The organism is Xanthomonas sp. NCPPB 2866 (genome assembly GCF_041475745.2).
Lineage (GTDB): Bacteria > Pseudomonadota > Gammaproteobacteria > Xanthomonadales > Xanthomonadaceae > Xanthomonas > Xanthomonas arboricola.
In genome coordinates this window covers 4,138,364-4,163,879 of sequence record NZ_CM192975.1, presented here as the reverse complement: position 1 = coordinate 4,163,879, position 25,516 = coordinate 4,138,364, and the positions used below count along the sequence as shown (strand labels likewise).

Here is a 25,516-nt window from a genome sequence, read left to right as displayed (position 1 = left end):
CTCTGCAGGGTTTGACAGGAGGATTCACTGCCAAGGCGGGCTGATTCCAGAAATGGCACTGCCTGGCTCGCAATATACTGCGTCTAACTGTCCCCCTCAGCGCCTGGTTGTGGGGGAATACCCTTTCCAGGAGAACGACATGCGGGTGCTCATTCTCGGTAGTGGCGTCATCGGCACCACCACGGCCTGGTATCTGGCACAGGCCGGTTGCGAGGTCACCGTGGTCGACCGCCAGCCGGCGGCGGCGCTGGAAACCAGCTACGCCAATGCCGGCCAGCTGTCGTTCGGCTACACCTCGCCGTGGGCCGCGCCCGGTGTGCCCGGCAAGGCGGTGAAGTGGCTGTTCGAGCAGCATGCACCGCTGTCGATCCGGCCCACCCGCGACCTGCGTCAGCTGGCCTGGCTCAGCCAGATGCTGCGCAACTGCACCGCCGAGCGCTATGCAGTGAATAAGGCGCGCATGGTGCGCATGTCCGACTACAGCCGCGATTGCCTGAACGCATTGCGTGCCAGCACCGGCATCGAGTTCGAGGGCCGTCAGCTCGGTACCACCCAGCTGTTTCGCACCCAGCAGCAACTGGATGCCGCCGCGCAGGACATCGAGGTGCTGGCCCAGTACGGCGTGCCCTACGAGCTGCTGACCCCGGCGCAGATCGCCCAGTTCGAACCGGGCCTGGCCGGCGGTGGCGCGCAAATGGCCGGCGCCCTGCGCCTGCCCGAGGACCAGACCGGCGACTGCCGGCTGTTCACCCAGCGCCTGGCCGAACTGGCCGCGCAGGCGGGGGTGGAGTTCCGCTACGGGCAGCAGATCGAGCATCTGCAGCACGCAGGCGGGCGCGTCACCGGCGTGCAGATCGATGGCCGCATCGAGACCGCCGACCGCTACGTGCTGGCGCTGGGCAGCTATTCGGCCGACCTGCTGCTCTCGCTCGGCCTGCACCTGCCGGTGTATCCGCTCAAGGGCTATTCGCTGACCATCCCGATCGTGGATGCCGCGCGCGCGCCGACCTCCACGGTGCTGGACGAGAGCTACAAGATCGCACTGACCCGCTTCGACGACCGTATCCGCGTCGGCGGCATGGCCGAGGTGGCCGGCTTCGACCTGTCGTTGAATCCGCGCCGCCGCGCCACGCTGGAGATGGTGGTCAACGACCTGTTCCCCGGCGCCGGCGATCTGGCCCAGGCCGAGTTCTGGACCGGCCTGCGCCCGGCCACGCCGGACGGCACGCCGGTGGTCGGTGCCACGCCGTATGCCAACCTGTTCCTCAATACCGGCCACGGCACCCTGGGCTGGACCATGGCCTGCGGCTCGGGCCGGTATCTGGCCGACCTGATGCAGGGCCGCACGCCCGACATCGATAGCGAAGGCCTGGACATCTTCCGTTACCTGTCGCCACGCAGCGCCCGCGCGCAGCAGGAGGCCGCGTAGTGCGTCCTGCGCAAGCGTTGATCGACCTGGACGCATTGCGTCACAACTACCGCCTGGCCAAGCGCCTGGGCGGCAGCAAGGCCCTGGCGGTGGTCAAGGCCGATGCCTACGGCCATGGCGCGGTGCGCTGCGCGCAGGCGCTGGACGGCGAGGCCGACGGCTTTGCGGTGGCCTGCATCGAAGAAGCGCTGGAGCTGCGTCAGGCCGGCATCCGTGCGCCGATCCTGCTGCTGGAAGGGTTCTTCGAACACGACGAACTGCGCCTGATTGCCGAGCATGATCTGTGGACGGTGGTGGCCACGCCGCAGCAGGTGCGCGCGCTGGCCGAGTTCCAGAGGCCGCGTCCGTTGCGGGTATGGCTGAAGCTGGACAGCGGCATGCATCGGCTGGGCCTGTCGCCGGAAGACTTTCGTGCGGCGTGGTTGCGTCTGCGCGGGCTGCCGCAGATCGCCTCGCTGGTGTTGATGACCCATCTGGCGCGCGCCGACGAGCTGGAGTGCAGCCGCACCGACGAGCAGGCGGTGGCGTTCGCACTCACTGCAGGCGGCATGCAGGCCGAAACCAGCCTGCGCAATTCGCCCGGCCTGCTCGGCTGGCCGGCGCTGCGTAACGATTGGTCGCGTCCGGGGCTGATGCTGTACGGCGCAAACCCGTTCCCGCAGGACACCGACACCACCGCGCAACTACGCCCGGTGATGACGCTGCGCTCGCGCATCATCTCCGTACGCGAGCTGCCGGCCGGCGAGCCGGTGGGGTACGGCGCCCGCTTCGTCGCCGAGCGGCCCACCCGCGTCGGCGTGGTGGCGGCCGGTTATGCCGACGGCTATCCGCAGTTTGCCCCCAACGGCACCCCGGTGCTGGTGGATGGACAGGTCTGCCCGCTGATCGGGCGTGTTTCGATGGACATGCTGACGGTGGATCTCACCGAGCACCCGCAGGCCGACATCGGTGCGCCAGTGCAGCTGTGGGGCGATGCGCCGCGGGTCTCCCCGTTGGCGACACAGTGCAATGTCAGCGCGTATCAACTGCTGTGTGGACTCAAGCGCGTGCCGCGGACGTATGTGGGTGAGGCGGCAGTGGGCGAGGGAGTCACGCGGTGAGGTGTTCCTTCTCCCATCGGGAGAAGGTGCCCCGAAGGGGCGGATGAGGGGACGTGCGAAGCCACATGCACTTGAAACAACGCGTGGGCTTCGCTCCGTGCCCTCACCCCAACCCCCTCTGCCGACGGGAGAGGGGCTTGAAGCGGCTGCTTACAACCCGGCGGTACTCCGGTCACCGCGGAACTGCTTGCGCACCCAGTCGTCGATCATCGCCTTTTCGAAGCGCAGCGGATCGCTGTCGGTCAGGCGCGGGCCGCTCATCAGAAACGCCGAATCCACCAGCTTGCGTTCGCCCTGGTCGATCACCTGGCCATCGGCGCCGGTCAGCGTGTAGTTGAAGCTCAGGCGCGGCGGGTAGATGTCCTTGACGATGCGCACGTCCTGCATGCGCGGCCCGTGCCAGGGCTCGTACTGGCCGGCGCGGCGGATGTCGGTGATGGTCACGCTCAGGCGCTGGCCGTCGGGCAGCTTGCGCGCGGCGCTCTGCTGGAAATAGGTCGCCAGCTGGGTCACCCAGTCGCCGCGCTGCGCTTCCCAACGGTTGCCGCTGAAGCGCACTTCGGAAAACTGCGCCGGGTCGGTCCAGCGCACATCGACCTTGCCGTCGCCGGTCAGCGCGCGCGGCGCCTGCGGGTCGGTGACGTTGCGTACACGTGCCTGCGCGCCGGTTGCCGCGAGCAGTCCTGCCAGCAACAGGCTGGCGCCGCAAAGGCTGGAACGTTTCATGGAAAGTCTCCAAGCGGAAGGTACGGGAACGTACCGGGCGTCCTTGCAGTGTGGGGGCGCGTCTGCGTGCCGGCAACGCTTGCCACGAAAGGGCTTGCCGGCCATTGCCACGCGGTTAATCCGCAGCGCTGGCGCCATGACGGCGGGTTCACCGCGCCTGCGCCTGCGCTTCACGGCGCAGCCCGGAAGATCGCCAGCATGGACACCCACTCTTTCCGCACAAAGTCAGCCTCTTCGGCGCCGGCACACATGCCGTCGGACGTGCGCCTGCAGTTCATCGACTGGGCGAAGCAGCACGGCCACAACCCCGCCACCGGGGCCGCCGCCTTCGTCGCCCTGCAAAGCGATGTGGATCTGGATCTGGCCACGCGCACGCTGCGCCTGGAGCCGGGAGCCTCGCCGCGTGATGCCTTGCGCGAGCACCTGGCCGCGCTGGCGCGGCAGGGCGATGTGGCGGTGCAGTTCCCGCCGGTCTACGCCTACACCGCCGCCAACGGGCTGGAGTACCGCTATTCGCTGATGCTGGTGATTGCCGAGGATTGCGTCGAGTGGACCGGGCGGGTCTGGCAGGACCTGGATTACCAGGGAATGCTCACCGGCCGCGGCCAGGGCCCGCGCGCCAATTACACCCAACTGGCGCGGATGGCGCTGGAACACGAGCTTGATCAGGAGCGCCCCCGTTATGTCCAGGCATGAACTCGAACTGCAGTTGCCGCTGGGCGCACAGGTCGCCACCGGCGAGGATGGTTTTAGCGAGCGCTGCCGCAGCGAATGCGCCAAACTCGGCCTGTCGCGGGTGCGGTTGCTGTTGCTGGACGCCGAGTACGCGCGTTCCACCGCTTGGCGCGAAGAAGCGCAGCGCTGGATGGACGAGCAGTTGCGCCGCGAGGGCGAGTGGGTGTTTCGCGGCGTGATTGCCGGGATCGTGGTGCTGGCGGCATGCATCGCGCTGTGCGCGGCGCTGCTGTGGTGATCCCTGGGGAGCCGGCGGCACGCGCGTGAACCGGGTCGGCCGGCTGTGCACCCGCTGACGACACCGGGCGTGGTTTCATCTGCCCGTCATCCGCCCTGGCACCACCCCTGGATCCCGATTTGAGCACCTCGACCACCAGCCCCGATCTGGCCACCAGCCACCCGGCAGCCCTCGCCGAGTCCTTCCTCGACCCGGGGATGTATCACGAGATCTTCCATAATCTGGACGCAGGGTTTTGCGTCATCGATATGGTGTTCGATGGCGACAAGGCCGTCGATTACCTGATCCGGATGACCAATGGCGCATTCGAGCGCTACACCGGTCTATCCAATGTATTGAATGTCTCCATTCGCGGCATGCTGGTCGATCACGAACAGGAATGGTTCGACCGCTACGGCCATGTCGCCCGCACCGGTAACCGCATCCACTTCGAAATGCAGGCCAAGGCATTGCGCCGCTGGTACTCGGTGGATGCGTTCCGGGTCGGGCAGCCGGAGCAGGCGCGGGTTGCAGTGTTGTTCATGGACATCACCGAGCGCAAGCGGGTGGAGCGTGAGCTGGCCGAGAGCGAGGCACGTTTCAGCGCCCTGGCCGACGGCCTGCCGATGCCGGTCTGGGTACTGGACGCGCAAGGCGTGGTGCGCTTCGTCAACAGTGCCTATGGCGAATTTTTCGGCATCGACATTTCCAGCGGCACGGTGTCGGCCTGGAGCGAGTTGCTGCATCCGGACGACCTGTCGATCTTTCAGTTCGAACTGGCCACCGCATTGGAAGAACAGCGCGGCCTGCACGCACTGGTGCGCGCGCGCCGCCACGACGGGCAGTGGCGCTGGATCGAAATGACCGCCACGCCGCGCTATTCGGCCGACGGGCGTTTCATCGGCCTGGCCGGCAGCAGCCCGGACGTGACCGAACAACGCGAGATCGAACTGGCACGCGAGCAGCTGCTCGAATCCGAGCGCAGCGCACGCAACGAAGCCGAGAGCATGGCGCGGCTGAAGGACGAGTTCCTGGCCACCTTGTCGCATGAGTTGCGCACGCCGCTGACCACCATCCTGGGCTGGAGCGAGCTGCTGCTGCAGCGGGTCGAAGAAGGTCATCCCAATTACAAGGGCCTGTCGGTGATCGCCAGCAGTGCCCGTGCGCAGAAACGCCTGATCTCGGACATGCTCGACCTCAGCAGCATGTTGCTGGGCAAGGTGCAGCTGGAGGTCGAGTCGCTGGATCTGGTCGAACAGGTGCGCGAGGCCCTGAACACCCAGGAGCTGGCTGCCGAAGGCAAGGACCAGGTGCTGGAGGTGCATGCCCCGTCCACGCCGTGCCTGGTGCTGGGCGATGCCACGCGGCTGCAGCAGGTGCTGTGGAATCTGCTGTCCAACGCGATCAAGTTCACCCCGGCGCATGGCCGTATCGACGTCACCATCGAACGCGACGACGGCCACCTGCTGGTCGCGATACGCGATTCGGGCGACGGCATCGCAGCGGAGTTCCTGCCGCATCTGTTCGGCCGCTTCCGCCAGGCCGATGGCACCACCACGCGCCAGCATGGTGGGCTGGGCCTGGGCCTGGCGATCGTGCAGCAGCTGGTGGAAATGCATGGCGGCCAGGTCAGCGCCACCAGCGGCGGTCGCGGCAAGGGCGCCACCTTCACGGTGCGCCTGCCCGAGCATATTCCCGATCAGGCCAGGCGTCCGCGGCGCGAGCTGCGACGGCGCTTGATGTCCGAACAGATCATCGAAGCGCGCGCGCTCAATGGCTTGCGCCTGCTGGCGGTGGAAGACCAGCCGGACATGCTCGATTACCTGCGCCGCCTGCTGGAAGAGCAGGGCGCCGAAGTGGTCACCGCCGGCAGCGCCACCGATGCGCTGGCATTGATCGATCACCGCGGCCATGCACGCTTCGACCTGATGCTGACCGACATCGGCATGCCGGGCATGGACGGCTACGGGCTGATCCGCACCGTGCGCGAGAACATGGGGCTGGACGCGGCGGCACTGCCGGCCGTGGCAGTGACCGCGCTGGCACGCGACGACGATCGCAAGCGCGCGCTGGACTCCGGTTTCCAGGAGCATCTGGCCAAGCCCTACAGCGTCGCCCAACTGGTCACCGCGGTGCGTGCCGCGCGCGAATCGGTGGAGTGAGACGGCAGGCGGCGCCGATGTCGCGCCGCCGCTCCGGCTGACAAGCACGGGTGAAAGAGGCTGTTTACTGCCTCTTTCACGGCCGATGGCCTAGCGTGGTGCATTCCCTCGATGGAGATGACGCCATGTCCAGATACGCCCCGCATGTCTATTCGGAACAAGTACAGATCGCCACGCTCGAACACTGGGTGTCACTGCTCGGTGGCCAGGAGCGCGTGCGCGTCGAGCTCGATGACGGCAGCATGATCAGCGGCACCGTCGCCGTGCGCCCGAGCATCCAGACCTATCTGGACGACCAGCAGCGCGAAGGCCTCAACGGCCAGCTGCGCATCGACCAGCTGGATGCCGCGCAGGAGCCGCACTGGATCTGGATGGACCGCATCGTGGCAGTGCACCCCTTGCCGCTGGGCAGCGATCCGCAAGCCGCTCCCTGAGTCACGCATTGACGATGTGTTTACTTCTCGTCGTGGCGTTGACGGCATGATGGCCGATTGTCGTAACTGTTCAGGATCGATCGCGCAATGAATGCTCCCGCGTTGAAGCTCGCCCGCTGGCCGCTGTCGTTACTGACCGTCGCCCTCCTCGCCGCCTGCGGCGATACCGCCACGCTTGCCATCGAACAAGGGACCGGGCCGAACCCGCAATTGCCCGAGCCGGTCAAACGCCTGATCCCCACCGTCAAGGTGGCGCCGGTCAAGCGCTGGACCGAGAACGCCAAGCCGATCGCCGCCGACGACCTGCAGGTTGCCGCGTTTGCGCGCGACCTGGATCACCCGCGCTGGGTCTATGTGCTGCCGAACGGCGACGTGCTCGTGGCCGAAACCGCCGAGCCGCCCAAGCCGGAAGACGCCGAAGGCGGCGGCATCCGCAAGAAGGTGCAGGGCGCGATGATGAGCAAGGCCGGCGCCGTGGTGCCCAGTGCCAACCGCATCACCTTGCTGCGCGATGCCGATGGCGACGGCGTGGCCGAAGTGCGCACCCAGTTCATCAGCGGGCTGTTTTCCCCGTTCGGCATGGCCCTGATCGGCGATCGTTTCTACGTGGCCAATGCCGATGCGCTGGTGAGCTTTCCGTACAAGCCCGGCGAGACGCATATCACCGCCAAGCCGACCTTCGTGGCCAATCTGCCCGGCGGCCTGAATCACCATTGGACCAAGTCGCTGCTGGCCAGCGCCGACGGCAGCAAGCTGTATGTCGGCGTCGGTTCCAACAGCAACGTGGCAGAAAACGGCATGGAGGCCGAACTCAACCGCGCCGCGATCCTGGAGATCGACCCGGCCACCGGCAGCAGCCGCGTGTTCGCCAGCGGCCTGCGCAATCCGGTCGGCACCGCCTGGGAGCCGCAGAGCAAGTCGCTGTGGGTGGTGGTCAACGAGCGCGACGAGATCGGCAGCGATCTGGTGCCGGATTACCTGACCTCGGTGCGCGACGGCGGGTTTTATGGCTGGCCCTACAGCTATTACGGCCAGCATGTGGACGAGCGGGTCAAACCGCAGAACCCCGAGCTGGTGGCCAAGGCGATCAAGCCCGACTACGCGCTGGGCCCGCACACCGCCTCGCTGGGTCTGAGCTTTGCCAGCGGAAGCCTGCTGCCGGAGCGCTTCCGCCAGGGCGCCTTCATCGGCCAGCACGGCTCGTGGAATCGCGACCCGCCCAGCGGCTACAAGGTGCTGTTCGTGCCGTTTGTCGATGGCAAGCCCAGCGGCACGCCGATCACGGTGCTGGATGGTTTTCTGGATGCCGAAGGCAATGCGCAGGGGCGCCCGGTGGGCGTGAGCCCGGACAATACCGGGGCGCTGCTGGTGGCCGACGATGTCGGCAATGTGATCTGGCGGGTGACACCCAAGGCGCGCTGATCCAGACAACGCGCTGGCCCAGGCGTTCAAACGAAAAAACCGGGCCCAGGCCCGGTTTTTTCGTGCGTGTGCCGCAGTCATGCGCGGTATCACGCCAGTGCGCTTGCACTCAGCGCGGCGGTTCGGGCGAGGCACTGAAGCGCCGCGCATAGCCACGTTCTTCGGTAATCCGGCTGATGTCGTCATCGGCCATTTCCGGAGCGCCATACACCGCATATGCCACGCTGCCATCGTCGCGCTCGCCGACCTGGTGCAGGCGGTAACGCGGCCGGCCCGCACCGGTGTTTTCGGGGTAGTGCATCGGTGGCGGGGTGTCATCCAGATCCATTTCGCTGTTGTCGACCACTCCACCTACGAACAGGGCTCGCATCGCGTCTCTCCGGTATTGGTGTGATCCCAGCCTAGGCGGGCGGATGTTGCGTGCGCATCAATAGACCGTATAGACATTGGAAGGGCCGCCGTCTGCAGGTCACGCAATCGAATGCCCTCCCAAGCGGGCGCCAGGGCGGGCGGCAGGCAGCGCTCCCTTACAATGGCGGCCTGTTCCCGACCCGATGATCCGATGGCTGGCCCGCACGATGCCCCGCTTCAAGCTCTGTTTCTGCCCTTCGCCCAGGGCGTGCTGCCATGGCCCAGCGGCCCGGTGCTGTTCCTGCGCGCGCGCGACGGGTTCCCGCTGCGCGAGCATGCGGCTGTCGATGCGCTGACCTGCGAGCAGAGCTTTCGTCCCTTCGCCGAGGCGCTGGAGCGCAACGGCTGGAACGTGCGCGAAGAGAGCGAGATCGAGGCCGACAGCACCCGCTATGCCCTGGTGCTGGTGTTGCCGCCGCGGCAGCGCGAGGAAGCGCGTGCCCTGTTCGCGCGCGCGGTCGCGCTGGCCGCACCGGGCGGCCGCGTGGTGGCCTGCCAGTCCAACAACGAGGGCGCGCGCTCGGGCGAGGCGGATCTGCGTCAGCTCACCGGCCTGGCCGGCAGCCTGACCAAGCACCATTGCCGCACCTACTGGAGCGCGCCGCTGCCTGCCGACACCGATGCGGCGCTGCAGGCGCGCTGGGCCGCGCTGGATGCGCCGCGCCCGATTCTGGATGGGCGCTTCGTCAGTCGCCCCGGTGTGTTTGCCTGGGACCGCATCGATCCTGCCTCGGCGCTGCTGGTCGAGCATCTGCCGAGCACCCTGGCCGGACACGGCGCCGATCTGGGCGCGGGCTTTGGTTATCTCTCGGCCGAGGTGCTGGCGCGTTGCCCCAAGGTCACCGGGCTGGATCTGTACGAGGCCGAGGCGCGCGCGCTGACCCTGGCGCGGCGCAACCTGCAGGCCATCGCGCATCCGGCGCAGCTGCAGTACCACTGGCGCGACGTCACCGCCGGCCTGGGGGCGCAGTACGATTTCATCGTCAGCAACCCGCCGTTCCACACGCCTTCGCGCGCCGATCGTCCGGATATCGGCCAGCGCTTCATCGCCGTGGCCGCGCAGGCGTTGCGCCCGGGTGGGCAGCTGCTGCTGGTCGCCAACCGGCATCTGCCCTACGAGTACGTGCTCAACGAAAGCTTCGGGCAGGTGCGGGTAGCCGCCGAACGCGACGGTTTCAAGCTGATTTCCGCCATCCGTGGCCGCGGAGCGCGCGCATGAAGCTGGTCAAGCACATCGCCAACCTCGGCTACGGCAGCCGCAAGCAGGTGACCCAGCTGTTTCGCCAGGGCGCGGTCACCGACGCCGCCGGCGAGGTGCTGTATGCCGACGACCAGGTGGAGCACGATGTGATCCGCATCGATGGCGAACCGCTGGATCCGCCAGCGGGCTTCAGCCTGCTGTTGCACAAGCCCGGCGGCTACACCTGCTCGACCAAGGACACCGGCCGGCTGATCTACGAACTGCTGCCGCCGCGCTTCCGTTCGCGCGCGCCGGTGCTGGCGCCGGTGGGGCGGCTGGATCGCGAGACCAGCGGCATGTTGCTGATGACCGACGACGGCGCGCTGCTGCATCGGATCATTTCGCCCAAGTCGGCGCTGGACAAGGTCTACGACGTCACCCTGGCCGACGACCTGCGTAGCGACGAGGCGACGCTGTTTGCCAGCGGCACGCTGTTGCTGGACGGCGAAACCAAGCCGCTGCTGCCGGCCGAACTGGAAGTGCTTGGCCCACGCGAGGCACGCCTGACCCTGCACGAAGGCCGCTACCACCAGGTGCGGCGCATGTTCGCCGCCGCCGGCAATCACGTGGTGGCCTTGCACCGCAGCCGCATCGGTGGCTTGGCGCTGGATGGTCTGCCGTCCGGGCAATGGCGCGCGCTGGAGGCAGGGGATCTTGCGGTGTTGTTCGGCCGCAGCGAGCAGGCCTGAGCCACGCCGCTAGTGCTTGCGCCTGCGGCGCTTCCGGCCTGCGCGGTCTACTGCAGGCCGCGTGCGCGGCAATGCCTCAGACGTACTGCATCTTGCGCGACATGCCGCCATCGACGATGAAGTCCTGCCCGGTCACAAAGCCGGACAGCTGCGGCGACAGCAGATAGACCGCCAGTTGCGCGATGTCTTCCGGTGTGCCGACCCGTCCGGCCGGATGCTGGGCATGGTCGCGCCGCGACAACTTGGGTGTGCGTCGGCGCGCCGGTGCGCGCCAGGCGTCGGTGCTGATCCAGCCCGGGCTGATGTTGTTGACGCGCACCTGCGGGCCTTCGCTCAGCGCCAAGGCGTGGGTGAACGCCACCAGCCCGCCCTTGGCGGCGGCATAGGCTTCGCTATGCGGCTCGGATTGCCAGGCGCGGGTGGAGGCGATGTTGACGATCGCACCGCCGCCCTGGGCCTGCGCCAATGCGGGCAAGGCCTGCTTGCTGCACAGGAAGGCGCCATGCAGGCTGGCCAGCCTGCGATTCCACTCGTCCCAGTCCAGTTGCGGCAATGGCGGCACATGCGGATCGGCCACGCCGGCGTTGTTGACCAGGCCATCGAGTCGCCCGAAGCGGGTGAGCGCGGTGGCGATCAGGCGCGCCGCCTGGGCCGGGCGCGCGGCATCGCAACGCACGAAGGCACTGCGTCGCGGCAATGCCCACTCCTGCAGGCAGGCCTTGCCGGCATCGGCATCCAGGTCGCCGATCACCACGCTGCCACCGGCGCCCAGCACCGCCTGCGCGATGCCACGGCCGATGCCTTGGGCGCCGCCGGTGATCACCACCACGCGGTCCTGCAACGGGGAGGGATTCCATGCGGAGACGGCGGGGGTCAGGGGCATCGGGCGCACCAGGGGAGTGAGGTCGCGCGCACTGTAACGCGGGCGCCGTGGTGGCCGTAGCAACGCGATCGCCGCGCGCGAGGCATGCAGATTGGTGGCTTGCCCGCCGTTATCGCGTCATGCCGCGCCGCTGCGCGCCGGCATCGCTGCGCGTTTCAACACGCGCAACCGCACCCGATGCGGCGGTCAGTGCTGCGATGCGCTCAACAACCGCTCCCATCCGTCCTGGCCCAGGCGTTCCAGCGTCTGGATATTGCGTTCGACGATCACGTCCGGGTCCGGAAACGCGGCCACCGCACGCTCCACGCTGTCTTCGCGCAGCAGGTGCAAGGTGGGGTAGGGCGAACGGTTGGTGAAGTTGGCCACGTCATCCACCGCCGCGCCTGCGAACTGATAGTCCGGATGGAAGCTGGCCACCTGCAACACGCCACCCAGATCCAGCGCTTCCACCGCCGCATCGGCGTTGTCGAGGAAGTCGTTGTAGTCCAGGAAATCGGTGAGCATGTCCGGATGCACGATCAAGGTGGTGTCGATCTGCTCGGCCGGCGTGTCGCGCAGCAGCACCAGTTCCTCGGCCAGTTGTTCGAGCAGCGCTTCGGGCGTGCTGGCATCGCTGAGCACCAGCCGCACCTGCTCCTTGACGTAGACCGCCTTGGCGAACGGGCACAGATTCAGGCCGATCACCGCGCGCTCGATCCACTGGCGGGTGGCGGTCAACGGGTCGAGCGTGGCAGGCGTGGTCGTCATCGTGGCGGCGGCGTGATGGTGGGCCAGTGTATGCGATCGCTGCCGGCGCGGCCGCCTGTGCCGGTGCAGCGCAGCGCGGGGCCGGCGCTTGGCGGAATGCGGGGAGAACTGCAGCAGTTGCTGCGCTGACGCAGCCTAGGTGGCATCCGCATGCGTGTTTGCGCCGACATGCGCACGCAGGAACGCACTCGATGCCTGCGCAACTTTGTCGGCGTGCAGGGTCTTGTGCGGCGAGCCGATCGCATGCGCGCCGGTGTCGAAGGCCATCGCGCAGGTGTGCTCCGGCGCGCTGCCGAGCGCAGCGAACATCGCCAGCATCGCCGGCACCGAGGCGGTGGGATCCTCCTCGCCGTTGGCAGCGCGGTAATAGCCCAGAAACACCGGGCATTGCACGCGTGGCCACGGTGGATCGGCGGCAACCGCGTCGAACAGGCTGCGCAGCGCGCGGAATCCATCCGGGTGGATGGTGCCGGACCAGAACGCCAGCGACGCGGCGGTGCGCGGGCGCGGGTCGGTCAAGGGCGTTTGCGCGGCGCAGACCTGATCCAGCAGCGCCGGATCGGCCGGCCGGATGCCCGGTGACCAGGCGACCACCGCAGCCACCGCGTCGGGGCGCTGCGCCGCAAGCCACAAGCCCAGCGTGGCACCCATGGACGAGCCGACGATCGCCACGCGTGTGCCCATGCGCCGTGCCTGCGCCAGTGCATCCAGGGCCGAGGCCTGTAACGCCGCCGGCGTCAGCCCCTGCATCGCATCGGCGGCGCTGCGGCCATGCCCGGGCCAACGGTGCACGTACAGGTTGGCAGCCAGCGCATCGGCGATCTGCTCGGGCAGTTCGCCGGCTTCTCCCGGGCTGGCGGCGAACCCGTGCAGGTACAGCAGCGCCAGCGGCGTGCGTGTGCGCGCGGCGGTATGCCAGTGCCGGCGTGCCGCATTGCCCGGTTTCAGGTCAGCCGGTTGCATGGGTGGCATGCGCGGCGAGGATGGCCAGCAATTGGTGCGCGTTGATCGGTTTGGACAGATAGCCGGCCACGCCGGCCGCGGTGGCCTCGCGCATCGAATCGGTGCGGGTGTCGGCGGTCAGCACGATGATCGGCGGCAGTGCGGCGATCGCCGCGCGCGCCTCACCCAGCGCGTCCCAGCCCGAGGTGCCGGGCATGTGCAGGTCGAGGAACACCAGGTCCGGCGCTGCCTCGCGGATGCGCTGCACCGCGTTGCTGCCATCGCTGTGAAAGCTCACCCGGTGCCCGGCGCGGGTGAGCAGATTGCCGATCACCAGCCGATTGGTGTCCATGTCCTCGAACACCAGGCAATGCAGCGGCGGCACCGTCTCGGCATGCTGTTGCAGGGCCTCGCGCAGCGCCGGCGGGCGGCAGCCTTGCGCCGCGGCGGCGGCCAGTGCGAAGGTCCAGCGAAACACGCTGCCGCCGCCGGGGTTGTCGCGCACGCTCAGGCTGCCGCCCATCGCCTCGGACACCGACAGCGCAATGAACAGGCCCAGCCCGACCCCGCCTTCAGCGCGGCTGAAACCGGTGCTGAGCTGGGTGAAGGGCGTGAAGATATAGGCCTTCTGGGCGTCGGGGATGCCGATGCCGGTATCGGTCACGGTCACCGCGATCGCCCAGCGCTGCTGCACCTGCGTGGCGGCGATCAGCACGTCGACCGCGCCACCGGCCGGGGTGAACTTGATCGCATTGATGACCAGGTTGGTGATGACCTGTTCGATACGCCCTTCGTCGCCGATGAGGTCAGGCGTCTGCGCCACATCGCTGCGCAGCGCCAGCGCCACGCCCTTGGTCGACGCTGCACTCGCGCACACCGCTTTGACCGTGGCCAGCACGTCGAGCAGGCTCAGCGGCTTGCTGTGCAGCTGCAGCCGGCCACCGTCGATGCTGGCCACGTCGATCACCTCGTTCACCCGATGCCGCAGCGCGATCGCATTGACCGTCACCGCCTGCATCAGTTCGCGCTGTTGCGCCGACAAGGTGTCGCTGTCGATCAGTTGCGCGCAGTTGATGACCGCATTCAACGGCGTGCGCAGTTCGTGGTTCATGGTGCTGATGAAGCGGCTCTGCGCATCGCGCGCGGCCAGCGCCTGCAGGGCGATCTCCTGCATCGCACTGACGATGCGCGCCACCAGCAGCGGCAGCACCACACTCAGCGCCACCGCATACACGAAGTACGCCGGCCGCGACAGCCAGTAGCCGGCCGGCGCAGTCAGCAGCATCAGTACGAAGGTGCTGAGCAGCACCGGCAGCGTCGCCTTCTGCCCATAGCGCGCCACCGCGGCGATGGTGATGAAGGGCAGGAAGGCATTCAGCGACATCAGCAGGATGAAGGCCAGATAGGTCTGGATGCCGATGAACAGCAGGTTCATCGCAAACCCGATCGCATCCAGCCACTCGCCCGGCGGGATGATCCTGCGTCGCACCAGCACCATCCAGACCACCGCCACCATCCACAGCGTCGCTGCGGTGGGGAAGACCGCCTGTGCATCCCTGACCAGCACCGGCTGCGGCCCGTACAGCCAGCCGAAGCACCACAGGGCCACGATGGTCTGCACGATCACCCGGCCGACGCAGGCGCGATATTCCAGGAACGATTCGAACAGCCGCACCAGCCTGTCGTTGCGCAGCTGCCGGGCGGCCAGAATCAGGCCGGGCGCTGCACGGTTGGATCCACTACGCATCGGGGGCGGTGTCGTCGTTGGGGAGGGTGCGCCGGTAATTCTCGACCAGCAGGCCGGCCGCGGTCGCAATCGCGGTGTAGCGCTGCGCAAGCGCGGACCCCGGTTCGCCGCCGTCGACATCGCCGCGCAACTGGTCGCAGGCATTCAGCAGTTCGGCAGAGCCGGTCAGCGAGAGCGTGTTCTTGAGCGCATGGATCTGCTCCAGTGCCTGCGCCTGGGTGGTGCTGGCCTGGCCGAGCGTGCAGCTGGCGATGGCGCGCTGCACTTCCACCGCAAACGCATCGGCAAACGCCGCGGCCGCCAGCGGGTCCAGCCCGGCCAACGTGTGCAGCGTCGAGCCGGCTTCGATGCGTGGCTGTGCGTGCGTCACGGCGCACGCCGTCCCGGCAGCGGGCGGCGCCTGCGGCACCGTGGCCGGGTGCGCGCGTTGCAACAGGCTGGAGAGCAGGCCGCGCATGCTTGCATCAGATCCGTAACGCGCCGGTGCGCGCGTGGCCGATGCCCGGGCAGCGGACGGCTGCTACGCCGCGCTGTGTGGCCCGCCTGCACAGCGCGGCACGGCAAGGCGCCGTGTCAGCCATCACGCGTGCTCAGTCGCGGAAGTTGTCGAACTGCAGCGGCAGCTCGAAGTCGGCCTTCTTCAGCAGCGCCATCGCGTCCTGCAGATCGTCGCGCTTCTTGCCGCTCACGCGCAGCTTGTCGCCATTGATCTGTGCCTCGACCTTGAGCTTGGCTTCCTTCAGCTTGGCCACCAGCTGCTTGGCCTGCTTCTGCTCGATGCCCTGCTTGACGGTGACCTTCTGGCGCGCACCGGCCAGGTTGGTTTCCATGTCGCCGAACTCCAGGCAACGCACGTCGATGCCGCGCGCCAGCAGGCGCGCGCGCAGGATGTCGGTCATCTGCTTGACCTGGAAATCGCTGGGCGCGGACTGGTTGATCGCCTTGCCGTCTTCCAGCTCGAACCTGGCCTCGACCCCCTTGAAATCGAAGCGCGTATCCAGCTCGCGGTTGGCCTGATCCACCGCATTGGTCAGTTCGTGCTTGTCGACTTCGGACACCACGTCGAAGGAAGGCATGCAAAGCTCCTGCTGTCTGTAAACAGCCGCCATTCTAGGGCATCGCGTCATCGCCCCTGTCGACACAGGGTTGCCAGGCTGCGCGCACGCGCAGCGATAATGGTCCATGCCCACCACCCGCTCTCCGCTTCCCGCCATCGCCTGGATGGTGGCCGCCGTGGCCTGCTTCTCGCTGATGGATGCGGGAATGAAGCTGCTGTCGGCGCATTACCCGCCGCTGCAGGTCACCCTGCTGCGCGGCGCCGCCTCGCTGCCGTTCGTGCTGGTGTGGGTATTCGCCACCGCCGGACCGCGCTCGATCGTGCCGGTGCGTTGGGGCCTGCACCTGCTGCGCGGGGTACTGGGCATGGTGATGATCGGCTGCTTCGTCTACGGCCTGAAGCGCATGCCGCTGTCGACCGCCTACACGCTGTATTTCGTCGCCCCGCTGCTGGTGGCGGCGCTGTCGGTGCCATTGCTGGGCGAGCGGGTCGGGCCACGCCGCTGGACGGCGATCGGCATCGGCCTGGTCGGGGTGATCGTGGTATTGCGCCCGGGCGTGGACGGGCTGATCTCGCTGCCCGGGCTGATGGTGCTGCTGGCGGCCACCGCCTATGCCATCGCCGCCATCACCGTCAGTCTGCTGACCCGCACCGACACCCCGCAGGCGATGGTGGTGTGGTTCCTGCTGTTCATGGCGGTCGGCGCCGGCCTGCTGGCCATTCCCGACTGGGTGCCGTTGCGGGGCGAGCACGCCTGGCTGATTGCCGGCATGGGCCTGGCCGGCGCACTGGGGCAGATTGCGCTGACCCAGGCCTTCCTGCGCGGTGAGGCCTCGATGATCGCGCCGCTGGAATACACCGGCCTGGTCTGGGTGATCGGCTGGGACTGGCTGCTGTGGCAGACCCTGCCCGACAGCTGGACCTGGACCGGAGCCGGCATCATCGTCGCCAGCGGGCTGTATCTGCTGCGCCGGGAGCGGATTCGGAAGGCGGATCGGCCGATGTCGTTGGATAAGCCGTGATTGGGGATTCGGGATTCGCCAGAGCAACGGCAAGGCGCTCTGGCTTTTGCGAATCCCGACTCCCCAATCCCCAATCCCGTCCTATGCCAATCCCCAATCCCGATTCCCCAATCCCCAACTTAGAACTCATTGGAATATCGTCCGCAAACATTGACTGGTAGGCTTCACGGCCCCCCAATCGGCCACGCGCGGTGATCCAGTTTCAGCGCCTGCACAAGTCTTATTCCGTTGACGGTCGCCAGATCGTGGCGCTGCATCCACTCGATCTGCGGATCGGCCCCGGCGAGGTGTTCGGCATCATCGGCCATTCCGGTGCCGGCAAGTCGACCCTGATCCGGCTGATCAACCGGCTGGAAGAACCCAGCGGCGGGCGGCTGCTGATCGGCGACGAGGACGTCACTGCGCTGGACAGCCAGGGCCTGCGCGCGCTGCGTCGGCGTGTCGGGATGATCTTCCAGCACTTCAACCTGCTGTCCTCGCGCACCGTGGCCGGCAATGTGGCGTTTCCGCTGGAACTGGCCGGCACCCCGCGCGCCGAGGTCGATGCGCGCGTGGCCGAGCTGCTGGCACGGGTCGGGCTGGAGCAGCATGCCAGTAAGTATCCGGCGCAGCTGTCCGGCGGGCAGAAGCAGCGCGTGGGCATTGCGCGCGCGCTGGCCACCCGGCCGCAGATCCTGCTGTGCGACGAGGCCACCAGCGCGCTGGACCCGCAGACCACCGCCTCGGTGCTGCAGCTGCTGGCGCAGATCAACCGCGAGCTGGGCCTGACCATCGTGCTGATCACCCACGAGATGGACGTGATCCGCCGGGTCTGCGACCGCGTCGCGGTGCTGGATGCCGGCAAGCTGGTGGAAACCGGCCCGGTGACCGAGGTATTCCTGCACCCGCAGCACGCCACCACCCGGCGCTTCGTGTCCGAAGCCGAGCACGTGGACGAAGCCGAGCTGCATCGCGACTTCGCTGCGGTGGGCGGGCGCATCGTGCGGCTGACCTTCCTGGGCAACGGCACCTACGAACCGGTGCTGGGCCGCATCGCCCGCGAAACCGGGGTGGACTACAACATCCTGTCCGGGCGCGTGGACCGCATCAAGGACACCCCGTACGGCCAGCTCATCGTCGCGCTGACCGGCGGCGACCATAACGCGGCACGCGCCGGCTTCGTCGCCGCCGGCGTGCACGTGGAGGATCTGCGCGTATGACTCTGATCGCCACGACAAGCGGGTTTTTCCGCAATCTCGATGCCGCCAAGTGGGGCGATATCGGCCAGGCCACGCTCGATACCTTGCTGATGCTGGCCGGCGCGCTGCCGCTGACGCTGTTGATCGGCCTGCCGCTGGGCGTTGCGCTGTTCCTGTGCGGTGCCCCGCAGCTGCGCCGCCGCCCGGTGCTGTACGGGGTGCTCGCGGCACTGATCAACCTGCTGCGCTCGGTGCCCTTCATCATCCTGATGATCGCGATGATTCCGCTCACGCTGATGTTGATGGGGACCTCGCTGGGCGTGCGCGGCGCGATCCTGCCGCTGGTGGTCGGCGCCGCACCGTTCTATGCACGGCTGGTGGAAACCGCCTTGCGCGAAGTGGACCGCGGGATCATCGAAGCCAGCCAGGCGATGGGCGCCACCACCCGCCAGCTGGTGCTGCGCGTGCTGCTGCCCGAAGCGCGCCCGGGCCTGATCGCCGGCGCCACCGTGACCACCATCGCGCTGATCGGTTTCACCGCGATGGGCGGTGCGATCGGCTCCGGCGGGCTGGGCGATGTCGCGTACCGCGAGGGCTATCTGCGCTCGCATTCGGATGTCGCGCTGATCACCGTGATCGCCCTGCTGGTGCTGGTGCAGCTGCTGCAGATGCTGGGCGACTGGCTGGTGGCGCGCTACAGCCGGCGCTGAGCTCGACCGCGATCGCGTGTTGCCGGCGCGCGCAGGGCCCAGCAAGCACACGGGCCTGCCGATCGCGGCTCCACCTGCGGTCTGCTAGGTTTAGCGCTTGCGGCAGTGCCGCATTCCTCCTCCCACGGACCCCCACATGAACACATTCGCGTTTCGTTCCCTCCTGGCTGCGGCCACGCTGGCCCTGGCTTCCTGTGGCGGTAGCGGTAGCGGTGGCAGCAGCGGCGGCGACACACTGACGGTGGCCGCCACCGCGGTGCCGCATGCCGAGATCCTGGAGGTGGTCGAACCGCTGCTGGCCAAGCAGGGCGTCAAGCTGGACGTGCGCGTGTTCAACGACTACGTGCAGCCCAACGACCAGGTCGTGCAGAAGCAGATCGACGTCAATTACTTCCAGACCGAGCCGTACCTGGACGCCTACAACCGCGACCGCAAGAGCCAGCTGGTGACCGTGGTCGGCGTGCATATCGAGCCGTTCGGTGCGTATTCGCGCCGGTTCAAGACGCTGGCCGAGCTGCCTACCGGCGCAGATGTGGTGATTCCCAACGACCCGAGCAACAACAGCCGCGCGCTGATCCTGCTCGACAAGGCGGGCGTGATCAAACTCAAGGACCCGAGCAATGCCCTGTCCAGCCAGCGCGACATCGTCGAGAACCCCAAGCAGCTGAAGTTCCGCGAGCTCGACTCGGCGATGCTGCCGCGCGTGCTCGACCAGGTCGACCTGGCACTGATCAATACCAACTACGCGCTCGACGCCGGCCTCAATCCGACCCGCGACGCGCTGGCGATCGAGAGCAAGGACTCGCCGTACGTGAACTTCCTGGTCTCGCGCCCGGACAACAAGGACGACCCGCGCGTGCAGAAGCTGGCCAAGGCCCTGACCAGCCCGGAAGTGAAGGCGTTTATCGAGCAGAAGTACAAAGGCGCGGTATTGCCGGCGTTCTAAGAGCGGCGGTCCAACCGACCGCGCTCACCGCCAGGCGGGTGCGGCCGGCGCCCGGCATCGGCATGCACCTCGCGGACACGCCGGTTGCTGCGCGCCGTCCACGTTCACCTGGCGTCCGCGCGTTTCGGGTTGCCAACCACTCTTCGCCGCCACCGAGCATGTGATGCCACTTCTCCTCGCCATACCGCTGGCCGTGATCATCGCCCTGGCGGTGTTCGCGGTGCTGTTGCCGTTGTCGCTGGTGCAGCGCTTTCGTGTCGGCACCGCGCGGCGGCAGGCACGCGGCTGGCTGTTGATGATCAATTTGGTCTCGGCCGGCCTTTCCACCGTGTTGTTCGTGATCTTCGTGTTGATCGCCGCCGCGTTCTGGCCCGGCGCGATCAGCCATGCCGCCTTCGGCTGGGCCTGCGGGCTGGCGCTGGGGCTGCTGGCACTGCGTCTGACCCGCTTCGAGCGCACCCAGCAGGGCCTGTTCTACCGGCCCAACCTGTGGCTGGTGCTGGCCCTGACCGCGCTGGTGGTGGTACGCGTGATCGCCGGCATGGTGCAGGGGTGGCGCAGCACTTGGCAGGGTGCTGCCTGGCCCACGGAAGGGTGGCTCAGTCACGCCAGCCTGTTGGGCGCGGCCGGCGTACTGCTCGGCTATGCGCTCGCCTATGCCACCTTGTTGTGGTGGCGCTGGCGCAGCGCGCGCCTGCGCGGCAGCGTCTACTGGCGCTGAGCGGGCGGCGCCACGATTTCAAAGCATAAAAAAACGGGCCTTGCGGCCCGTTCTTGTTCAACTGAAACGTCGCTTGCCCGCGTGCTTAGAAGCGCGCGCCGACGCCGAAGCCGACGGTCCACGGATCCAGTTCCAGCTCGCTGCCGGTGCCCTGGCCGCCCACGCGCAGTTCCGGACGCGAACGCATGTAGCGGGCATCGGCACGTGCGAACCAGGTGGAGTTGATGTTCATGTCCACGCCGACGGTGCCGATGACACCCTTGGCGGTGTCCAGGCCCACGTGCTGGCCGGTGGCCGACGCCGCGTCGATCTTCTCGTTGCTGAAGTTCGACTCGTAGTAGCCCACGCCCACGAACGGACGGAACACGTTATCGGCCTGGCCGAAGTGGTACTGGCCGCTGATGGCGATCGGCTGCTGCTCGACGGTACCGATCTTGCCCACGCCATCGGCGTTGACACGGTGGTTGAACTTGTCAGCGGCGCCCCACAGCTCAACGGCCCAGTTGTCGTTGATGTAGTAGCTGGCGCTCAGCGTCGGTGCCGGGCCGCCATCGACGTCCAGGCCGGGAGCCGGATCGTTCTTCGGCTTGATCAGAGCAACACCGCCGACCACTGCCCAATGCTTTCCGGAAGCGCTATCGGCGCTGGTGGAAGCCGAGGAGGTGTCGCCGGTGTAGGTGGTGTCTTGTGCAAATGCCGACGGCGCAAACGCAAGTGCGGATACGGCAGCCAGGCTCAGGATGGAAATGGCACGCATTGGGGGTCTCCTCAGTGTTCTTGTTAGGCCCGTGGAGTGGGCCGCGCCAAAGCTATTCCTGAAAATCTGAATCCACGCCCACCCGTGGCTCGCTAAAATTTCGTTTGTTCAGCAAGTTTCCGGAGAAGGCCGTGGCTGCAACAGGCAAGCTGAAAAAGACATTCACGCAGATGCGATCGCCGTGACGAAAACCGACCTGTTGCAGGGCCTTCCAGCGCACATTCCTAACGATTGCCGTGTGCTGGTGCTCGGCTCGATGCCGGGCAACGCCTCGTTGCACGCGGCGATGTACTACGCCCATCCGCGCAACCGTTTCTGGCCGTTGATGCAGGAACTGCTGGGCATCCACGCCGGGTTGGCATATCCGGCGCGCCTGCAGGCGCTGGCCAACTGCGGGGTGGGCCTGTGGGATGTGATCGGCCAATGCGAGCGGCGCGGCAGCCTGGACACTGCCATCGTCGCCAGCAGCATCGTGGTCAACCCGCTGGCGGCGCGGCTGGCGGCGCTGCCGCAGCTGCGCGCGGTCGCCTGCAACGGGGCGGCCGCCGCGCAGGCATGGCGCCGCCATGTGCAGCCGCTGCTGCCGGTTGCCCTGCATACGGTGCCGGTATGGGCCTTGCCGTCCACCAGCCCGGCCAATGCGGCATGGTCACTGCCACGGCTGTGCGCGGCCTGGCAGCCGCTGCGCGACGCACTGGATTAGCGACGTCGGATCGCCGCGCAACCAATCCATGAGCGAAGACATCAGCGAGCGGATGGCGCCGTGCTAGCCATGTGCCTGCGTCGTGGCGGGTTGGCCGACACCTGTCACCACCGCAACGCCGGCCGTGTTGGTCAGCGCGCAGCCACCGGCCGGAAGTCATGCCAGCGTCCGGCACGGGCAAGTGCCGCTCCCGTGCAGGCATGCTGCAGCCAACACATCAACGGAAGCGACCACATGGCGATCAAGCACGCACTACCGATGGCAGCGGGCCTGCTGCTGGGTCTGTTGGTCGCCGTACCAGCCGCCAGCGCCGACGATCTGCATTGCAACGTCAGCAGCGACTACGACCTCACGCTCAACCCGCGCAGCCTGATCCTGATCCGCGCGTCGGGTACGCCGCAGCGGCTGGTGATGCGCCAGGGCGCCTTGTTCGTCGACGACCGCTGGGTCGCGGTGAGCGCGGACGATCGCGCGCGGTTGATCCAGTTCGAGCGGCAGACCCGCGACGTGGTGCCGCTGGCGCAGGAGGTCGGGCGCGAAACGGCCGACATCGCCGTCACTGCGCTGGGCGAGGTGGCGGCCGGCTTCAGCCGCAGCCCCGAGGCCACACGCGTGCAGCTGGCGGCCGTGCGCGAAAAGATCGACACCCGCCTGAAGCAGAGTTTCGGCAAGAGCCAGCTCACCTCGATCGATATCGATGACGACATCGGCGCGATGGTGGCCGAGCTGCTGCCGCAGCTGATCGGCGATGTCGTCGCCGGTGCGGTGCAGTCGGCACTGACCGGAAACGATATGCAACTGCGGTCGCTGGATGGGGTGGAAACGCGCATCGAGCGCCTGATCGAGCCGCAGGCGCGTGCGTTGCGGCCACGCGCGCAGCAACTGTGCACGCGGGTCGAGGCGCTCGACGGCTTGGACAATGCGCTGGCGTATCGTTTGCCCTCGGGCGAGCCACTGCAACTGTTGCGGGTCGATCGACGCGCGTCGAAATGATCCGGCGCATGCGCCGGCGAACGCTGCATCCCGTCCGGTGCGCGACTTTTTCCACGGCAATGGTTGGCGCTGCGGCCCGCAGCCAGCCACAATAGGGGTTTCCCCATTCTGTTGCCGGAGTTCCCCGTATGGCCGAAATCAAGGAAGCACTTGTCCCCGATATCGGTGACTACAGCGATGTCCCGGTAATCGAGGTGCTGGTGTCGGTCGGCGATACGGTCAGCAAGGACCAGAGCCTGGTCACGCTGGAATCGGACAAGGCCACGATGGAAGTGCCCTCGTCGGTGGCCGGCGTGGTCAAGGAGATCAAGGTCAAGGTCGGCGATTCGCTGTCGCAGGGCGCGCTGGTCGCGCTGATCGAAGTGGCCGACGCCGGCGCCGAAACCGCCGCCGCCCCGGCCGCCGCTCCTGCCGGCCCCGCCAAGGCTGCGCCCGCTGCCGCGCCGGCGCCTGCCGCCAAGGCCGAGCCGGCTGCGCCTGCCGCGTCCTCGGACGGCGGCCTGGTCGAGGCCCGCGTGCCCGATATCGGCGATTACACCGACATCCCGGTGATCGAGGTGCTGGTCGCCGTTGGCGATACCGTCGCCAAGGACCAGAGCCTGGTCACGCTGGAATCGGACAAGGCCACGATGGAAGTGCCGTCCTCGGCCGCCGGTGTGGTCAAGGAACTCAAGGTCAAGGTCGGCGACACGCTCTCGCAGGGCAATGTGGTGGCGATCATCGCTGCCAGCGATGGCGGCGCCGGAGCGGCGCAGTCCCCGGCCAAGCCCAGCACCGACACCGCCGAAACCGCCGGCAAGGTCGAGCCGGTCGCCGTGTCTGCGGTGCCGGACAAGCTGGCCCAGCGCGAGATCGCGCAGGTGCAGGGCGCCCGGTCCAGCGAGGCCGCGCAGCCTGCGCAGGGCGGTCAGCCGTCGGCCGGGCAGCCGTCCAGCCCGCCGGTGACCTTCGACGCCGACAGCGTGCTGCCGTCCAAGGTGGCCTACGCCAGCCCGGTGGTGCGCGTGTTCGCACGCGAGCTCGGCGTGGATCTGAACCAGCTCAAGGGCAGCGAAAAGGGCGGCCGCATCACCCGTGAGGACGTGCAGCGCTTCGTCAAGGCCGCACTCAGCGGCGGCGCGCCTGCCGCAGCCGGGGCCGCACCGGCCGGTGGTGGCAACGGTCTGAACCTGCTGGCCTGGCCGAAGGTGGACTTCAGCAAGTTCGGCGAGACCGAGACCCAGCCGCTGTCGCGCATCAAGAAGATTTCCGGTGCCAACCTGGCACGCAACTGGGCGATGATTCCGCACGTCACCCAGTTCGAATCGGCCGACATCACCGACCTGGAAGCCCTGCGCGTGGCGCTGAACAAGGAAAACGAGAAGGCTGGCATCAAGCTGACCATGCTCGCCTTCCTGGTCAAGGCCAGCGCCGCGGCGTTGAAGAAGTTCCCCGAGTTCAACGCCTCGCTGGATGCGGCCGGCGAAAACCTGACCTTGAAGAAGTACATCAACATCGGCTTCGCCGCCGACACCCCGAACGGCCTGGTCGTACCGGTGATCCGCGACGTCGACAAGAAGGGCGTGCTGCAGATCGCGCAGGAAAGCGGCGAGCTGGCCAAGAAGGCGCGCGACGGCAAGCTCGGCCCGGCCGACATGAGCGGCGGCTGCTTCTCGATCAGCTCGCTGGGCGGCATCGGTGGTACGGCATTCACGCCGATCATCAATGCGCCGGAAGTGGCGATCCTGGGCGTGTCCAAGTCGGCGATGCAGCCGGTGTGGAACGGCAAGGAGTTCGCTCCCAAGCTGATGCTGCCGCTGTCGTTGAGCTACGACCACCGCGTCATCGACGGCGCGCTGGCCGCACGCTTCACCACCTACCTCAGCCAGGTGCTGGCCGACATGCGCCGCGTCCTGCTGTGAGAGCAGCGCTGCTGACCTTCGCCCTGCTGGGCGTGCTGCCGTGGACATCCGCGGCGGCACGCGAGTGCGAGAGCACCCTCGGGCGCGGCTGGCCGCCGGCGGTGGGCAACTATGGCACCGCGGTGACCACGCTGCTCGACGCCGGCACCCGGCCGAGCCTGTCGTTGCTGACGCTGCCTACCCGTGGCGTGGAAAGCGGCGTATCGCTGGTGCCGGGCAAGGACGGTGCCGACTGGACCCTGCGGCATAGCCGCGCCGACGAGCGCGTCTACAGCTGGGTCAGCCAGAGCGATCGCGGCAGCGTACAGTTCCGCACCGCGCAGAACCCGGAAACAGTCGAGATCCCGATTCCGGCGGCGTTGGCAAGGCGCCTGGTCAGCAATTGGACCGGCGCACTGACGCAACTGGCGCCGAGCGGTCGCAGCGCGCCGGTGAGCGAGGGCGAGGTGCTGTCGTTCCAGGTCGATGGCGTGCGTTACAGCGGCACCCGCCCGAGCTGCGGCGCCGGCGAGTTGCTGCTGCAGCAGGCCGCGTTGCTGATCGAAGCCAGCGAAGGCAAGGAAAAGAAGCGCGACAAGCGCTGGACCCAAATCGAATCGTCGCTGGATGAACTCCAGCAGACGCTTGCCGGCACGGCCGGTTGA

Annotated in this window: 27 protein-coding genes and 1 other RNA gene; 19 read left to right on the top strand and 9 right to left on the bottom strand. The window is 67.7% G+C overall.

The window, feature by feature from the left end:
• Positions 1-139 precede the first annotated feature (139 nt).
• Positions 140-1,429 carry a D-amino acid dehydrogenase gene (locus tag ACCQ04_RS17600; RefSeq protein WP_039525213.1) on the top strand — a complete coding sequence of 430 codons (1,290 nt, stop codon included), beginning with the start codon at positions 140-142 and terminating at the stop codon, positions 1,427-1,429.
• Positions 1,429-2,529 carry an alanine racemase gene (alr, locus tag ACCQ04_RS17595; protein ID WP_226427503.1) on the top strand — a complete coding sequence of 367 codons (1,101 nt, stop codon included), beginning with the start codon at positions 1,429-1,431 and terminating at the stop codon, positions 2,527-2,529. Before ACCQ04_RS17600 ends, alr begins: the two co-directional genes overlap by 1 nt.
• 150 nt (positions 2,530-2,679) lie before the next feature.
• On the opposite strand, the gene ACCQ04_RS17590 is transcribed toward alr, so the two are convergent.
• On the bottom strand, positions 2,680-3,255 hold the full coding sequence (locus ACCQ04_RS17590; RefSeq protein WP_024940281.1) for a DUF3016 domain-containing protein: 576 nt from the start codon (positions 3,253-3,255) through the stop codon (positions 2,680-2,682).
• A 249-nt stretch (positions 3,256-3,504) separates the two neighbouring features.
• Between ACCQ04_RS17590 and ACCQ04_RS17585 the strand changes: the two genes are divergently transcribed.
• The 5 genes from ACCQ04_RS17585 (at position 3,505) to ACCQ04_RS17565 (ending at position 8,225) form a co-directional block, all read left to right on the top strand.
• Positions 3,505-3,951: a hypothetical protein gene (locus ACCQ04_RS17585; RefSeq protein ID WP_024940280.1), complete on the top strand. Its 447-nt coding sequence runs from the start codon at positions 3,505-3,507 to the stop codon at positions 3,949-3,951.
• Positions 3,938-4,228, top strand: coding sequence for a hypothetical protein (locus ACCQ04_RS17580; protein ID WP_016903448.1), 291 nt, complete (start codon positions 3,938-3,940; stop codon positions 4,226-4,228). The genes ACCQ04_RS17585 and ACCQ04_RS17580 overlap by 14 nt, the downstream gene beginning before the upstream one ends.
• A 107-nt stretch (positions 4,229-4,335) precedes the next feature.
• Positions 4,336-6,369 (top strand): hybrid sensor histidine kinase/response regulator, encoded by a 2,034-nt coding sequence (locus ACCQ04_RS17575; RefSeq protein ID WP_372358792.1) that lies wholly within the window; start codon positions 4,336-4,338, stop codon positions 6,367-6,369.
• Positions 6,370-6,494: 125 nt separating this feature from the next.
• On the top strand, positions 6,495-6,803 hold the full coding sequence (locus ACCQ04_RS17570) for a DUF3247 family protein (protein WP_016903450.1): 309 nt from the start codon (positions 6,495-6,497) through the stop codon (positions 6,801-6,803).
• Between the two features lie 87 nt (positions 6,804-6,890).
• Complete coding sequence (locus ACCQ04_RS17565) at positions 6,891-8,225, top strand: PQQ-dependent sugar dehydrogenase (protein ID WP_184632604.1); 1,335 nt, start codon at positions 6,891-6,893, stop codon at positions 8,223-8,225.
• Between the two features lie 109 nt (positions 8,226-8,334).
• Here the strand turns inward: ACCQ04_RS17565 and ACCQ04_RS17560 are convergent, their stop codons facing one another.
• The gene (locus tag ACCQ04_RS17560; RefSeq protein ID WP_087962350.1) at positions 8,335-8,595 is read right to left on the bottom strand and encodes a hypothetical protein; all 261 of its coding nucleotides are present in this window, start codon (positions 8,593-8,595) and stop codon (positions 8,335-8,337) included.
• Between the two features lie 192 nt (positions 8,596-8,787).
• Between ACCQ04_RS17560 and ACCQ04_RS17555 the strand changes: the two genes are divergently transcribed.
• On the top strand, positions 8,788-9,855 hold the full coding sequence (locus ACCQ04_RS17555; RefSeq protein ID WP_226427501.1) for a class I SAM-dependent methyltransferase: 1,068 nt from the start codon (positions 8,788-8,790) through the stop codon (positions 9,853-9,855).
• Positions 9,852-10,565, top strand: coding sequence for a pseudouridine synthase (locus tag ACCQ04_RS17550; RefSeq protein ID WP_226427500.1), 714 nt, complete (start codon positions 9,852-9,854; stop codon positions 10,563-10,565). Before ACCQ04_RS17555 ends, ACCQ04_RS17550 begins: the two co-directional genes overlap by 4 nt.
• Positions 10,566-10,641: 76 nt before the next feature.
• Here the strand turns inward: ACCQ04_RS17550 and ACCQ04_RS17545 are convergent, their stop codons facing one another.
• The 6 genes from ACCQ04_RS17545 to ACCQ04_RS17520 form a co-directional block, all read right to left on the bottom strand.
• Entirely contained in the window at positions 10,642-11,448 is an 807-nt protein-coding gene (locus tag ACCQ04_RS17545; RefSeq protein ID WP_226427499.1) for an SDR family oxidoreductase, read from the bottom strand.
• A 186-nt stretch (positions 11,449-11,634) separates the two neighbouring features.
• Positions 11,635-12,195, bottom strand: coding sequence for a DUF1415 domain-containing protein (locus ACCQ04_RS17540; protein WP_226427498.1), 561 nt, complete (start codon positions 12,193-12,195; stop codon positions 11,635-11,637).
• A 135-nt stretch (positions 12,196-12,330) separates the two neighbouring features.
• Complete coding sequence (locus ACCQ04_RS17535; RefSeq protein ID WP_126966602.1) at positions 12,331-13,158, bottom strand: alpha/beta hydrolase; 828 nt, start codon at positions 13,156-13,158, stop codon at positions 12,331-12,333.
• Positions 13,145-14,884 carry an ATP-binding response regulator gene (locus tag ACCQ04_RS17530; protein WP_126966603.1) on the bottom strand — a complete coding sequence of 580 codons (1,740 nt, stop codon included), beginning with the start codon at positions 14,882-14,884 and terminating at the stop codon, positions 13,145-13,147. Before ACCQ04_RS17530 ends, ACCQ04_RS17535 begins: the two co-directional genes overlap by 14 nt.
• Complete coding sequence (locus ACCQ04_RS17525; RefSeq protein WP_226427497.1) at positions 14,877-15,341, bottom strand: hypothetical protein; 465 nt, start codon at positions 15,339-15,341, stop codon at positions 14,877-14,879. Before ACCQ04_RS17525 ends, ACCQ04_RS17530 begins: the two co-directional genes overlap by 8 nt.
• Before the next feature lie 133 nt (positions 15,342-15,474).
• Entirely contained in the window at positions 15,475-15,960 is a 486-nt protein-coding gene (locus ACCQ04_RS17520) for a YajQ family cyclic di-GMP-binding protein (protein ID WP_016903460.1), read from the bottom strand.
• A gap of 106 nt (positions 15,961-16,066) precedes the next feature.
• Here ACCQ04_RS17520 and ACCQ04_RS17515 point away from each other — a divergent pair, with 106 nt between their 5' ends.
• From ACCQ04_RS17515 to ACCQ04_RS17490, 6 genes are all read left to right on the top strand, one after another.
• The gene (locus ACCQ04_RS17515) at positions 16,067-16,963 is read left to right on the top strand and encodes a DMT family transporter (RefSeq protein WP_054592383.1); all 897 of its coding nucleotides are present in this window, start codon (positions 16,067-16,069) and stop codon (positions 16,961-16,963) included.
• 191 nt (positions 16,964-17,154) lie between these two features.
• A complete protein-coding gene (locus tag ACCQ04_RS17510; protein WP_016903462.1) occupies positions 17,155-18,162 on the top strand; it encodes a methionine ABC transporter ATP-binding protein in 1,008 nt (335 codons plus the stop codon).
• Positions 18,159-18,851, top strand: a complete 693-nt coding sequence (locus tag ACCQ04_RS17505; RefSeq protein ID WP_024940266.1) for a methionine ABC transporter permease — start codon at positions 18,159-18,161, stop codon at positions 18,849-18,851. The genes ACCQ04_RS17510 and ACCQ04_RS17505 overlap by 4 nt, the downstream gene beginning before the upstream one ends.
• 136 nt (positions 18,852-18,987) lie before the next feature.
• Positions 18,988-19,797: a MetQ/NlpA family ABC transporter substrate-binding protein gene (locus ACCQ04_RS17500; RefSeq protein ID WP_102255818.1), complete on the top strand. Its 810-nt coding sequence runs from the start codon at positions 18,988-18,990 to the stop codon at positions 19,795-19,797.
• Positions 19,798-19,859: 62 nt separating this feature from the next.
• Positions 19,860-19,935: non-coding RNA, sX9 sRNA (locus ACCQ04_RS17495), on the top strand.
• A 25-nt stretch (positions 19,936-19,960) separates the two neighbouring features.
• Positions 19,961-20,518: a CcdC protein domain-containing protein gene (locus tag ACCQ04_RS17490; RefSeq protein ID WP_024940264.1), complete on the top strand. Its 558-nt coding sequence runs from the start codon at positions 19,961-19,963 to the stop codon at positions 20,516-20,518.
• Between the two features lie 85 nt (positions 20,519-20,603).
• On the opposite strand, the gene ACCQ04_RS17485 is transcribed toward ACCQ04_RS17490, so the two are convergent.
• Positions 20,604-21,275: an OmpW/AlkL family protein gene (locus ACCQ04_RS17485; protein ID WP_016901022.1), complete on the bottom strand. Its 672-nt coding sequence runs from the start codon at positions 21,273-21,275 to the stop codon at positions 20,604-20,606.
• 175 nt (positions 21,276-21,450) lie between these two features.
• Between ACCQ04_RS17485 and ACCQ04_RS17480 the strand changes: the two genes are divergently transcribed.
• The 4 genes from ACCQ04_RS17480 (at position 21,451) to ACCQ04_RS17465 (ending at position 25,516) form a co-directional block, all read left to right on the top strand.
• Positions 21,451-21,978 (top strand): DNA-deoxyinosine glycosylase, encoded by a 528-nt coding sequence (locus ACCQ04_RS17480; protein ID WP_372358791.1) that lies wholly within the window; start codon positions 21,451-21,453, stop codon positions 21,976-21,978.
• Positions 21,979-22,212: 234 nt separating this feature from the next.
• Positions 22,213-22,971, top strand: a complete 759-nt coding sequence (locus ACCQ04_RS17475) for a DUF2884 family protein (RefSeq protein ID WP_372358577.1) — start codon at positions 22,213-22,215, stop codon at positions 22,969-22,971.
• A 128-nt stretch (positions 22,972-23,099) separates the two neighbouring features.
• Positions 23,100-24,872, top strand: a complete 1,773-nt coding sequence (locus ACCQ04_RS17470; RefSeq protein WP_126966608.1) for a dihydrolipoyllysine-residue acetyltransferase — start codon at positions 23,100-23,102, stop codon at positions 24,870-24,872.
• A complete protein-coding gene (locus tag ACCQ04_RS17465) occupies positions 24,869-25,516 on the top strand; it encodes a hypothetical protein (protein ID WP_226427494.1) in 648 nt (215 codons plus the stop codon). The genes ACCQ04_RS17470 and ACCQ04_RS17465 overlap by 4 nt, the downstream gene beginning before the upstream one ends.

Excerpts from the sequence above, each read along its gene's own strand:
- ACCQ04_RS17520 (WP_016903460.1), bottom strand. The coding sequence starts at position 15,960 with ATGCCTTCCTTCGACGTGGTGTCCGAAGTCGACAAGCACGAACTGACC.
- ACCQ04_RS17490 (WP_024940264.1), top strand. The coding sequence starts at position 19,961 with ATGCCACTTCTCCTCGCCATACCGCTGGCCGTGATCATCGCCCTGGCG.
- ACCQ04_RS17545 (WP_226427499.1), bottom strand. The coding sequence starts at position 11,448 with ATGCCCCTGACCCCCGCCGTCTCCGCATGGAATCCCTCCCCGTTGCAG.
- ACCQ04_RS17535 (WP_126966602.1), bottom strand. The coding sequence starts at position 13,158 with ATGCAACCGGCTGACCTGAAACCGGGCAATGCGGCACGCCGGCACTGG.
- ACCQ04_RS17530 (WP_126966603.1), bottom strand. The coding sequence starts at position 14,884 with ATGCGTAGTGGATCCAACCGTGCAGCGCCCGGCCTGATTCTGGCCGCC.
- ACCQ04_RS17550 (WP_226427500.1), top strand. The coding sequence starts at position 9,852 with ATGAAGCTGGTCAAGCACATCGCCAACCTCGGCTACGGCAGCCGCAAG.
- ACCQ04_RS17525 (WP_226427497.1), bottom strand. The coding sequence starts at position 15,341 with ATGCGCGGCCTGCTCTCCAGCCTGTTGCAACGCGCGCACCCGGCCACG.
- ACCQ04_RS17505 (WP_024940266.1), top strand. The coding sequence starts at position 18,159 with ATGACTCTGATCGCCACGACAAGCGGGTTTTTCCGCAATCTCGATGCC.
- ACCQ04_RS17560 (WP_087962350.1), bottom strand. The coding sequence starts at position 8,595 with ATGCGAGCCCTGTTCGTAGGTGGAGTGGTCGACAACAGCGAAATGGAT.
- ACCQ04_RS17570 (WP_016903450.1), top strand. The coding sequence starts at position 6,495 with ATGTCCAGATACGCCCCGCATGTCTATTCGGAACAAGTACAGATCGCC.
- ACCQ04_RS17475 (WP_372358577.1), top strand. The coding sequence starts at position 22,213 with ATGGCGATCAAGCACGCACTACCGATGGCAGCGGGCCTGCTGCTGGGT.
- ACCQ04_RS17515 (WP_054592383.1), top strand. The coding sequence starts at position 16,067 with ATGCCCACCACCCGCTCTCCGCTTCCCGCCATCGCCTGGATGGTGGCC.
- ACCQ04_RS17590 (WP_024940281.1), bottom strand. The coding sequence starts at position 3,255 with ATGAAACGTTCCAGCCTTTGCGGCGCCAGCCTGTTGCTGGCAGGACTG.
- ACCQ04_RS17485 (WP_016901022.1), bottom strand. The coding sequence starts at position 21,275 with ATGCGTGCCATTTCCATCCTGAGCCTGGCTGCCGTATCCGCACTTGCG.
- ACCQ04_RS17470 (WP_126966608.1), top strand. The coding sequence starts at position 23,100 with ATGGCCGAAATCAAGGAAGCACTTGTCCCCGATATCGGTGACTACAGC.
- ACCQ04_RS17600 (WP_039525213.1), top strand. The coding sequence starts at position 140 with ATGCGGGTGCTCATTCTCGGTAGTGGCGTCATCGGCACCACCACGGCC.
- ACCQ04_RS17580 (WP_016903448.1), top strand. The coding sequence starts at position 3,938 with ATGTCCAGGCATGAACTCGAACTGCAGTTGCCGCTGGGCGCACAGGTC.
- ACCQ04_RS17585 (WP_024940280.1), top strand. The coding sequence starts at position 3,505 with ATGCCGTCGGACGTGCGCCTGCAGTTCATCGACTGGGCGAAGCAGCAC.
- ACCQ04_RS17565 (WP_184632604.1), top strand. The coding sequence starts at position 6,891 with ATGAATGCTCCCGCGTTGAAGCTCGCCCGCTGGCCGCTGTCGTTACTG.
- ACCQ04_RS17500 (WP_102255818.1), top strand. The coding sequence starts at position 18,988 with ATGAACACATTCGCGTTTCGTTCCCTCCTGGCTGCGGCCACGCTGGCC.
- ACCQ04_RS17540 (WP_226427498.1), bottom strand. The coding sequence starts at position 12,195 with ATGACGACCACGCCTGCCACGCTCGACCCGTTGACCGCCACCCGCCAG.
- ACCQ04_RS17555 (WP_226427501.1), top strand. The coding sequence starts at position 8,788 with ATGGCTGGCCCGCACGATGCCCCGCTTCAAGCTCTGTTTCTGCCCTTC.